Genomic DNA, 10,124 nt, shown 5'->3' with positions numbered 1-10,124 from the left:
TCGTTGTGTTTGTCAGCAGCAGAGAAGCGAGATTATGCGGTACAGCGTGCAACTCGTCAACCCCTTCGTTTTCAGCGTCTTGCGCTTCAAACTTCTCACATCGTTTCGCGCTGTTTGCTGCGTTGCGTTGCGAGGGACAGAACTATAGCAAACGCACTGCAGGTCCGCAAGGGCCAATGTATAGTTTCGCCCATGCCTTATCTTCCTTCTAATGAACCGGTTGCCATCATCGTTGTGAGCGGCAGCCATTACGAGCACGCGAGCAGCGACCTGCCCGCGGCAATCGACATCCTTGATTCGTCCGCCATTCGCGATGCGCAGCCGCGAGTCAATGCCTCGGAAGCGCTGGTCGCTGTGCCGGGCATCGTGGCGCTGAACCGCCAGAACTACGCGCAGGATCTCCAGATCTCTTCGCGCGGGTTCGGCGCCCGCTCCGCATTCGGCGTGCGCGGCGTGCGCCTGATTACAGACGGTATCCCGGCGACGATGCCCGATGGCCAAGGGCAGGCCGCCACCTTTAATCTGGACCGCGCCCAGCGCATCGAAGTCCTGCGCGGTCCGTTCTCTGCGCTATATGGCAATCACTCCGGCGGCGTGATCCAGCTCTTTACCGAAGACGGCAAGTCGCCGCCTTCGGCCGAAGCGACTGTCATCGCCGGCAGCGACGGTATGCGCAAAGTCGATCTGTCGGCACAAGGCAAAGCCGTCGGCGTTGGCTACGTGCTCGACGCGTCGCGCTTCGAGACGGACGGCTATCGTGATCACAGCGCCGCGCGCCGCGACCAGCAATACGCCAAGCTGAAATTCAACCTGGCCGACAACGCTACGCTCACGCTGGTCGCCAATCGCCTTGAACAGAAGGATACGCAAGACCCGCTGGGTGTAAGCTGGTCCACTTTCCTGCGCGACCCGCGTGCCGGCGAAATCGATCCAACCGACACCGAATCGCCCAAGCGCAGCTATGCGGAGCGCTACAACACGCGCAAGAGCATCGACCATGAGCAGGTTGGCGCCAACTACACGCTGCACCTCGGCGAGGACCGGTTGCAGCTGGTTGCCTATGGCGGGAACCGCGACGTCGTACAATACCAGGCATTCTCGAAAGCCTTCCAGGCGCCGCCCAGCCATTCCGGCGGCGTGGTGGACTTCAGCCGCGATTTCTACGGCACCTCATTCAACTATCTGCACGTAGGCCGCTTCTCAAGCGGCACGCTACGGACAACGCTTGGCTTCGACTTCGATCGCTCGGCGGACGACCGGCGCGGCTACGAGAATTTCATCGGCAATCAATTCGGCGTGCGCGGAGCCTTGCGCCGGGATGAGCGCGACATCGTTTCGAATGCCGATCCCTATGTGCAGACCGAATGGCAGTCCGGCGACTGGGTCGCCAGCGCGGGTGTACGTCATAGCCGCGTGAAGGTCGAAGTCGACGACCACTTCCTTAGCAATGGCAACGATAGCGGCGCTCTGCGCTTCGTGAAGACGACCCCGGTGATCGGCCTGCTCTACAAACTGACGCCAACCCTGAACATTTATGGCAGCGCCGCGCGCGGCTTCGAAACGCCAACGTTGAATGAACTGTTCTACTCGGGTACGGGCGGGGGTTTCAATTTCAACCTGCGCCCCGCACGCAGCATGCATCTGGAAATGGGCGTGAAGTCCACGCCTTTCCAGGGAACGCGCGTGGACGCAGCCTTGTTCCAGGTCCGTACGCGCGACGAATTGGTCGTGGACGCATCCAGCGGCGGCCGCACCAGCTACCGCAATGCGGCCAGCACACTGCGCCAGGGCGGCGAGCTATCGGTGGATACAAATTGGTCGCACGGCTTCAGCGCCCGCGCCGCGCTGTCCGTCCTGCGTGCGACCTATGACAACGGCAGCCGCCTGCCCGCCGTGCCGCGGACCACTGCATACGGTGAGCTGGCGTGGAACGAGCCGCAGGGCCGCTACGGTGCGGCAATTGAAGCCCAGGCCAGCGGCCGTCTCTATGTCGAAGACACGAACGCCGAACAAGCGGCGCCAGGGTATAGCTTGCTGAACCTGCGCTTGCAAGCGGCGCAGCAGTTGCCCGGCTGGCGCATCAAGGAGTTTCTGCGCTTGAATAATCTGGGGGACCGCCAGTATGTCGGCTCTGTGATTGTCGGCGACGCGAACAAGCGCTATTACGAAGCGGCGCCGGGCCGCAACTGGGCGCTGGGGATGACGGCGCAATACACCTTTTAGTGAAGCGGCGCGACAGTACAAGTGCTGCACTTCTGCCCCGTCTCGAAGCTGACATGAATCGGCAGAAAGCGCGCGATCACCTCCGCATTTGTGATCGCGTGGCGCGAAACGTGGTCCAGCGTATAGCGTCCGCCGCCCGCCAGCGCCATGGGCAGCATCAACTGATCCCCCAGATGCTCGCCGACAGCGGCATCGGAGGCCAGATAGCGCTGCGCTTCGAGCAGCGCGCCCTGCGCCACTGTCTCGGCCCGAATGTGGCGGTCGCCGACGCCCGAGAACACTTCGGTGACGTGCGCGCTGTCGAGCGTAAGCAGCAGCGCGTTTCCCGGACCGTCGGTCTGCGTCAGCTCATGCAGTTGCAACTGACGCTCTTGCCAGCCGAGCGTCTCGGCAACCTGCTTCAGCTCACGCTGCGCGACATTGGCCGGAATACGCGCAACAAAGGCCTCGGCAAGTGAAGCCTGTAGCGCACCGCGCTCCATCAGTTCAACGCGCCGTGGATGCTCCCACGGCCACACGGTGGTAAACAAGATGCCGCCGCCGGCCGGGTAAAAACCAAAACGCTCCAGATCAATCTCGGCCCGCGCGCCCATCGCCGCCAGCAGTCTGCAATAGGCGCGCTGCAGGAACTGAACCGGCGGCGCCATCGGATTATGCGTGCCGCCGATGACCGTGACCGTGACCGTGCTTGGGATAGGCGCAAACAGCAGCGCCAGAAGTACGGTCTGCAATACGAGCGTCGTGCTGCCGGCCGTTCCGATATCGAATTCGTACACGCCGCCGGTCAGCGTACCGGGCGTGAACTCCAGAGTTGTCGAGCCGACCTCCGCGTGCGTGACGCCCGCGTTGCAAACAACCGCTGCCGCGCGTATCGCCGCCAGATGTTGTCGGCGCAATCCCGCCGGCTCGCGATTGGCGCGGATGTTCTGAATGCGGAATGGCTTCCCGGTAATCATGGACAGCGTCAGCGCGCTGCGCAGGATTTGCCCGCCGCCTTCCCCAGTTGAGCCGTCCAGTTCAATCATCGCCTGCCCTCCCGAGGGCATTATCCTTCAACTGCTGGCGAAGGCGCGCACGGTGCTGTACTGCTCATCGCCGGCAAACTCGAACCGAACCGGGAGGAACAGTCCAATAATCTCGGCATTGGTGCGCGCATGCTCTGATACACGGTCGACGGTGAACTGGCCACCGCCCGCAAGCGCCATCGGCAGCATCAACTGGTCGGCCAAATACTCGCTGACCGCTGCGCCGGACGCGATGTACAGCCGCGCTTCCTGAACCACTTGCTTTGCCAGCGTTTCAGCGCGTAGCGACTTCTCACCAAAGCCGACAAAGACTTCCGTGACGTGTTCGTGATCGAGTGTCATCAGCAAAGCATTGCCCGGCCCCCATGCCTCCGGCAGTACGCAAGTCCTCAGCTGCGCCTCGTCCCAGCCCATTGCGCTGGCCACGCAGCTCAGTTCCCGGCGCGCTACGCCAGATGGCACGCCTGCCACCAGGCTTTCCGCATAGCCGTCCCGGCGCTCTCCGCGCGTCATCAAGTCCAGCTGCTGCCATTCGTGCACCGGCTGAATCGACGCTTGTACCGCGCCGCCGCCGGCCGGGTAGAAGCCGGCGCGTTCCAGACGCACGTCCACCGACGCGCCCATCGCCGACATCGCACGGCAGAAAGCCCGCTGCAGGAACTCCGCCGGCGGCGCCTTCGGGTTATGTGCGCCTCCGCTGACCCGCACGACCGACTGGCCGGGTGCATACAGCAATGCCGGGATCAGCGTTTGCAGCACCAGCGTGCAGCTGCCGGCGGAACCGATCGAAAACTCGAACACGCCCGCGCGAACGGGGCCTGGTGTGAATTCCAGCTGTACCGAGCCGAGCGCCGCGCCCGTCACTTCGGCATTGCAAATCTGCGCGGCGGCCGTTACCGCCACCAGGTGCTGACGCATCAGGCCTGGCTTGGAACGGTTGGCGCGGATATTGGCAATGCGGAAGGGCTGACCGGTAATGATCGAGAGCGACAACGCAGTCCGCAGCACCTGGCCGCCGCCCTCTCCTTTAGAACCATCTATCTCAATCATGCATTCTTATCCTTTGACGCATACGACCTGTTTCAGCGTATGGACGACTTCCACCAGCTCGTCCTGCGCCTGCATGACCGCATCGATGTCCTTGTACGCCATCGGGATCTCATCGATCACCGCGGCGTCCTTGCGGCACTCCACCCCTTCGGTCGCACGCACCTGATCTTCCAGCGTGAAGCGGCGCTTTGCCTCATTGCGGCTCATGGTGCGGCCCGCGCCATGGCTGCAGCTGTTGAAGCTTTCCGGATTTCCCTTACCGCGCACGATGAAGCTCTTCGCGCCCATCGAGCCCGGAATAATCCCCAGCTCGCCCTCGCGTGCCGACACCGCGCCCTTACGCGTCACCAGCACGTCCTGACCGAAGTGGCGCTCTTTCTGCACATAGTTGTGGTGGCAGTTCACCGCCTCCACGTGCGTCTCAAACGGCTTCTTGATAACGGTGCGAACGGACGCGATCAGGTTCTGCATCATCACCTCGCGGTTCATGCGCGCAAACTTCTGCGCCCAGCCGACCGCTTCGACATAATCGTCGTAGTGGCTGGTGCCTTCTTTCAGATAGGCCAGGTCCTTGTCCGGCAGATTGGCGATGTGAGTCCGCATATCCTGCTGCGCCACTTCGATGAAGTGGCTGCCGATGGCATTCCCCACGCCGCGCGAACCCGAGTGCAGCATGAACCACACGAAGCCCTGTTCATCCAGGCAGACTTCCACGAAGTGATTACCGCTACCCAGTGTTCCCAGATGCTTGTAGTTATTGGTGTTCTTCAGCTTCGGCGTTTTCTGGCAGATGACGTCGAATTCATCCTTCAATTGCGCCCAGGCCGCATCCACTGGGGTTGGCGGATTTTCCCAGGAGCCCACGTCGCGCCCGCGATAACCGCGTGTCTTCGGCGACATCCCGTGCGGGATGGCTTTCTCGATCGCGCTACGCAGCGGACCCAGATTATCCGGCAGGTCCCGCGCATTCAGCGTGGTCTTTGCCGCCATCATCCCGCAGCCGATATCCACGCCAACGGCCGCCGGAATAATCGCACCCAAGGTCGGGATCACACTACCGATGGTCGATCCTTTACCCAGGTGGACGTCAGGCATTACTGCGATGTGCTTATAAATGAACGGCATTCTTGCCGTATTTGACAGCTGCTCACGCGCTTCCTGCTCAACCGGTACACCGCGCGTCCACATTTTCACAGGGCTTCCGCCCTCAACATTCATTACGTCGTATTCGTGCTTTTTCATGGTTCTATATTCTCAAGTTCATTCTGCATTCACAAGCGTGGACAGCACGCTACCCCACACCTGCAGGCCATTGTTTGCACAGCCGCCGTCATTCCAGCTGATCATGGTGAGGCGCTGGCTGGCCGTGATTCGCATCGCCGGAGAAGCGTTGCCGAAGCTGCGACGCATCGCCTTCTTGCCCACTGCTCCTGCGCTGATGGTCCAGGATTTGATCCGAGTATCCGCCATTTTCTTCTCCTTGTCTTTGCGTGTACCCGACTATTGCAATTGGCACTCCGACCTCCTAAGTAGTTGATAAATATAGACTTCCTGGACACGCAGCTCGATGGCGGCCCGCGCGGCAGTGGGCGGTGGGAAAAGTGGCGTCCGAGCGTCTCAATTACCCAGCACCCCGACCTGGTCATCGACCGCTTTGAGCTGATGGTCAGTCAAGCCCACATCGATCTGGCTCACGTCATTCAGCGCGACATCGCGTCCGTCTCCCCGGAGACAGACGTGCGCCTGCACACCATGCCGATCGAGGACTGGTGGGACTTCGAAGATGTCTACAGTTGCCTGTATGACTTCGCGCGCAGCTACCAGTTCGATCCAGACAAAGAAGAATACTGGGTCCACATCACAACCGGCACCCACGTTGCGCAGATCTGCCTGTTCCTGATGACCGAGGCCCACTTCTTTCCCGGCCGCCTGCTGCAAACTTCGCCGCCACGCCGACATCGAGAAGGCGAACCTGGCGAGTACGTGCTCATTGACCTGGATCTGTCGCGCTACGACCAGATCGCGCAGCGCTTCAGCACTGCACAGAAAGAAGGCGTTGAATTCCTGAAGTCGGGCATCGCGACGCGCAATGCGCAGTTCAATCTAATGATCGACGAGATCGAGCATGTGGCCGCGCGCTCGCGTGCGCCGATGCTGCTGATGGGGCCAACGGGGGCGGGCAAGTCGTTTCTGGCGCGGCGCATTTTTGAACTGAAGAAGGCGCGGCATCAACTCGATGGGCAGTTCGTTGAGATCAATTGCGCCACGCTGCACGGCGATGGCGCTGGGTCGACCTTGTTCTGGCACGTAAAAGGCGCCTTTACGGGCGCGGCTTCCGACCGTCCCGGCTTGCTGCGCACGGCGCACAAAGGCTTGCTCTTCCTCGACGAAATCGGCGAGCTGGGATTGGATGAGCAAGCCATGCTGCTCAAGGCAGTCGAAGAAAAGCGCTTCCTGCCGATGGGCGGCGACCACGAGGTGAAAAGCGACTTCCAGCTCATCGCCGGCACGAATCGCGATCTGGCGGCCGAAGTGGCCGCAGGACGCTTCCGCGAGGATCTCTACGCGCGGATTAATTTGTGGAACTACTCCCTGCCGCGCCTCAGCGACCGGCCAGAAGACATCGAACCTAATCTGGATTATCTGTTGACCGAATTCGGCGCGGAGAATGGCAGCATGGTGCGCTTCAATAAAGAGGCACGCGAGCGCTTCATGCGCTTCGCTGTTTCCGCGGATGCGCAATGGAACGGCAACTTCCGTGAACTATCAGCGTCTGTCACGCGCATGGCGACACTGGCCGAAGCAGGCCGGATCACGGCGCCAGTCGCGGAAAAGGAAATCGCCCGCCTGCAGCATCAATGGCGGCCTATCACGCCGGCGGCATCGCGCGGCAGTTCGCTGGAAGATCTGCTGGACGAAGATTCGCTCTCCCAGCTCGATCTGTTTGATCGCCTGCAATTGCAAGCGGTGGTGGACGTGTGTGCCCAGTCCAAGTCCATGTCTGACGCGGGACGGAAGCTGTATTCCGTCTCGCGCCAGAGCAAGGCAAAGCCTAACGATGCGGACCGTTTGAAGAAGTACCTGGCCCGCTTCGGTTTGAGCTGGGAGCAGCTGGCTTAGTAGCTGGTCAGCGCCTTGCCGAACTTGATCAGCCAGATACGGCTTGGGCGTTCTTTGTCATCGCCACGCGCCACGCGAATGCTGTTGGCAGCGTTGCAGCCTGCGGAAGTGCTGGTGATGATCACGCCGTTCGCATCCACATTGCACTTGGTGACGTCGGCATCGGCCACGGCGTCGCCGGATGGGGTGAAGATCTTGGTCTTCAGACCGAAATCGTTGTCGTTCGCGAGCGCGATGGTGTTGGCATCAACCACGGTCAGGCCTTCCGCTTTTTCAGCCAGCCAGCCGACGGCGTTCAGGTCGAGCAGCTGGGTCTTTTTCAGCGTGACCACTTTGGTCCAGTCCGCGCCGTTCACAGCCACCGCGCCCATCGAGCTTTTTTCCAGGTCGGAGGTGGCCGGGTTGAAGGCGGCGGCGTTGATGTCAGTCGCGCTGCCGATTTCGATCAGCATCAACTTATTGAACACTTTGCCGCTTGGCGCAGCGCCCTGTTCAATCACGATGAATTTACCGTTGCCCAGTGCAGCGACGTCGCCCAGTTTGGCGTTGCCGGTGCGGCCGTCTGCGTAGTCGGCGCCGTTAAGCGGGTAGGCGAACATTCTGGTCGTGGCGCCAGTGGTCGGATCGAATTCGACCCAGCGGGTGAAACGAGCAAAGCGTTCGATCTGCTCGCTCTTGCCGGTCACGCTGTACGGTGCGCTGCCATCGGTCAGTGGGCTTTGCAGGAAGCCGTGCAGTTTGTCGGTGGTCGTGTCGAGCGTCAGACCCTCCATGCCGCGGTTGGAGCGGCGCTTGGCGAAGATGGCAGGCAGGCCGCTGCCTGGCGCATAACGGGACTGGATGATGCCGGTGGCCGGATCAATCTTCACGATGAACGGGCCGTATTCATCGGAGATCCACAGCACATTGCGCTTCTTGTCGAGCACAATGGCTTCGGTATCCAGGCCGTTCAGGCTGAAGTTGGCCTTGCTGTTTGCGTCGTACTTCATGGCGTCCTGCAGCGGCACTTCGGCCGAGTTACCCAGCGTACCGGCAGGGAGAACCAGGCCATTGCTGTTCACAGCCGAAGAGACTTTGATTGGCAAGGTCGAAGTCAGCACGGCACCGCTCTTGCCAACCGTGATCACGCCGATCGATGGCGTGAAGCTCGGCGAAGGGAAGATCTTGGCAGCGATCGTGCCGGTGCCGGTCAGTGCGGGAATATTAGGACCATCGCCGTTCGGGCCGCGGTCGGTCAAGCCGTAGAACTCCAGGTCACCGTTGGCATTGGTGCCCTTGAATGCAAGCGAAGAACCGTACGAAGGCAGGAAGCCGAGCGGGAAGTCTTCCTTCACTTTGGCGTTGCTGCCTTCGTATGGAATGTAGAAACTGTTCGCCGCCTGCATCTGGTAGCGCGTGACGGTCACGGCCACATCGCCTTGCGTGAAGGATTCCGGAGCCGGTGTGCCAACCTTGGAGGCTAGCGTGTCTTCGAAGTGCTCGCGCACAAGCGCGCGGCGATCATCATCGACGGTGCGTGCGGCGTACTTGGTGCCGGCAGCAGCCAGCGTGGTGGCGAAGGCTTTGTTGAAGTCCGTGCCGGCCGCGCCAAAGTCGGCGCTCTTGCTGGCCATCGAGGTCTTCACATCGGCGGTGATCTTGATGCCATTGGATGGATCATTGTCGTCATCCAGCAGCTGCAGCGCCATCAGGCGATTGACGACTTTCGCATCCTTCACATCGGTCACGCCAGCCAGCTGCAGCGGGGTGATGGTGGCGGCGCAGCTAGCGCTACCCAAAGCGATACCGCCAATGCTGAAGCTCACCGAATCACCGGCGGAGCACGTGAATTCGCCTTTCGAACCCGTTGCAGCTTTAGCCGAAGTGCCGGCGACATAGTCCGCGCCTTCAACCGCACCGTCCAGGAAGACGCCGCTGATTTGGGTCTTGGCCGGTGGTGCTGGCGTATCGTTATTGTCGCTGCCGCCGCAAGCGGCCAGTGCGAGTGCAAGTGCAAGGGGAGAGAGGCGTGGGAGCTTCATGGCTGTCCTTCTGGTTAAAAGGCGCAGCATACGAAGTCAGAATGACAAGCTGATGACTAAAAAACAAAACCCGAGGCCAAAACCTGGTGCCTGCCACGGCGTGGCAGGCACCTGTTTCTGCCGTGGGTTTGAAAGCAAAAAAGCCCGCTGGCACATGCCAAGCGGGCTTTTCTTATTACTTAGTCTGACAATAACCTACTTTCACACTGGTTGCAGCACTATCATCGGCGCAAAGTCGTTTCACGGTCCTGTTCGGGATGGGAAGGGGTGGGACCGACTTGCTATGGTCATCAGACTGACCGGTATTGGTTCGCGAATAGCGCGTCACCAAAATAATTTAGCTTGACGATAACCTACTTTCACACTGGTTGCAGCACTATCATCGGCGCAAAGTCATTTCACGGTCCTGTTCGGGATGGGAAGGGGTGGGACTGACTTGCTATGGTCATCAAGCATAACTTGTACGTATGTCGCCGCGCACTGCGGCGTCACACTAAATCTGGAAGAAGTAAGCAGGGTAAAACTCAATCATTCAAACACAGGCAAGTGCGCATAACCGGCAAGGTTATAGGGACAAGCCGTACGGGCAATTAGTATCAGTTAGCTTAATGCATTACTGCACTTCCACACCTGACCTATCAACGTCCTGGTCTCGAACGACCCACGTCCTGGTCTCGAACGACCC

General features: G+C 60.5%; 7 protein-coding genes and 3 rRNA genes. 2 read left to right on the top strand and 8 right to left on the bottom strand.

Going from position 1 to position 10,124, the window contains the following annotated elements:
- Window positions 1-192: 192 nt before the first annotated feature.
- Entirely contained in the window at window positions 193-2,223 is a 2,031-nt protein-coding gene (locus tag AB4Z19_RS30320; protein WP_442025490.1) for a TonB-dependent receptor family protein, read from the top strand.
- Here AB4Z19_RS30320 and rtcA (AB4Z19_RS30315) read toward each other — a convergent pair.
- Genes rtcA (AB4Z19_RS30315) through AB4Z19_RS30300 form a run of 4 tightly spaced genes read right to left on the bottom strand, consistent with a single transcriptional unit; the run spans window position 2,220 to window position 5,768 of the window.
- Window positions 2,220-3,248, bottom strand: a complete 1,029-nt coding sequence (gene rtcA, locus AB4Z19_RS30315; protein ID WP_442025489.1) for an RNA 3'-terminal phosphate cyclase — start codon at window positions 3,246-3,248, stop codon at window positions 2,220-2,222. The two genes, AB4Z19_RS30320 and rtcA (AB4Z19_RS30315), sit on opposite strands and share 4 nt — an antisense overlap.
- A 27-nt stretch (window positions 3,249-3,275) precedes the next feature.
- Window positions 3,276-4,298: an RNA 3'-terminal phosphate cyclase gene (rtcA, locus tag AB4Z19_RS30310; RefSeq protein ID WP_442025488.1), complete on the bottom strand. Its 1,023-nt coding sequence runs from the start codon at window positions 4,296-4,298 to the stop codon at window positions 3,276-3,278.
- A 6-nt stretch (window positions 4,299-4,304) separates the two neighbouring features.
- Window positions 4,305-5,540 carry an RtcB family protein gene (locus AB4Z19_RS30305; protein WP_442025487.1) on the bottom strand — a complete coding sequence of 412 codons (1,236 nt, stop codon included), beginning with the start codon at window positions 5,538-5,540 and terminating at the stop codon, window positions 4,305-4,307.
- A gap of 18 nt (window positions 5,541-5,558) precedes the next feature.
- Window positions 5,559-5,768, bottom strand: a complete 210-nt coding sequence (locus tag AB4Z19_RS30300; RefSeq protein WP_442025486.1) for a hypothetical protein — start codon at window positions 5,766-5,768, stop codon at window positions 5,559-5,561.
- 63 nt (window positions 5,769-5,831) lie between these two features.
- Between AB4Z19_RS30300 and rtcR the strand changes: the two genes are divergently transcribed.
- Window positions 5,832-7,418, top strand: coding sequence for an RNA repair transcriptional activator RtcR (gene rtcR, locus AB4Z19_RS30295; protein ID WP_442025485.1), 1,587 nt, complete (start codon window positions 5,832-5,834; stop codon window positions 7,416-7,418).
- Here the strand turns inward: rtcR and AB4Z19_RS30290 are convergent.
- The 4 genes from AB4Z19_RS30290 to AB4Z19_RS30275 all read right to left on the bottom strand — a co-directional run.
- Window positions 7,415-9,439: an esterase-like activity of phytase family protein gene (locus AB4Z19_RS30290; RefSeq protein WP_442037115.1), complete on the bottom strand. Its 2,025-nt coding sequence runs from the start codon at window positions 9,437-9,439 to the stop codon at window positions 7,415-7,417. The genes rtcR and AB4Z19_RS30290 overlap by 4 nt on opposite strands.
- Window positions 9,440-9,621: 182 nt before the next feature.
- Window positions 9,622-9,734: ribosomal RNA gene (rrf, locus tag AB4Z19_RS30285) — 5S ribosomal RNA — on the bottom strand.
- 45 nt (window positions 9,735-9,779) lie between these two features.
- Window positions 9,780-9,892: ribosomal RNA gene (rrf, locus tag AB4Z19_RS30280) — 5S ribosomal RNA — on the bottom strand.
- 116 nt (window positions 9,893-10,008) lie between these two features.
- Window positions 10,009-10,124, bottom strand: a 23S ribosomal RNA gene (locus tag AB4Z19_RS30275); the annotation flags it as partial.

It is taken from the genome of Pseudoduganella sp. RAF19 (assembly GCF_052114165.1).
In the GTDB taxonomy this organism is placed as follows: domain Bacteria; phylum Pseudomonadota; class Gammaproteobacteria; order Burkholderiales; family Burkholderiaceae_D; genus Rugamonas.
This window is presented reverse-complemented; position numbering and strand designations above follow the sequence as displayed.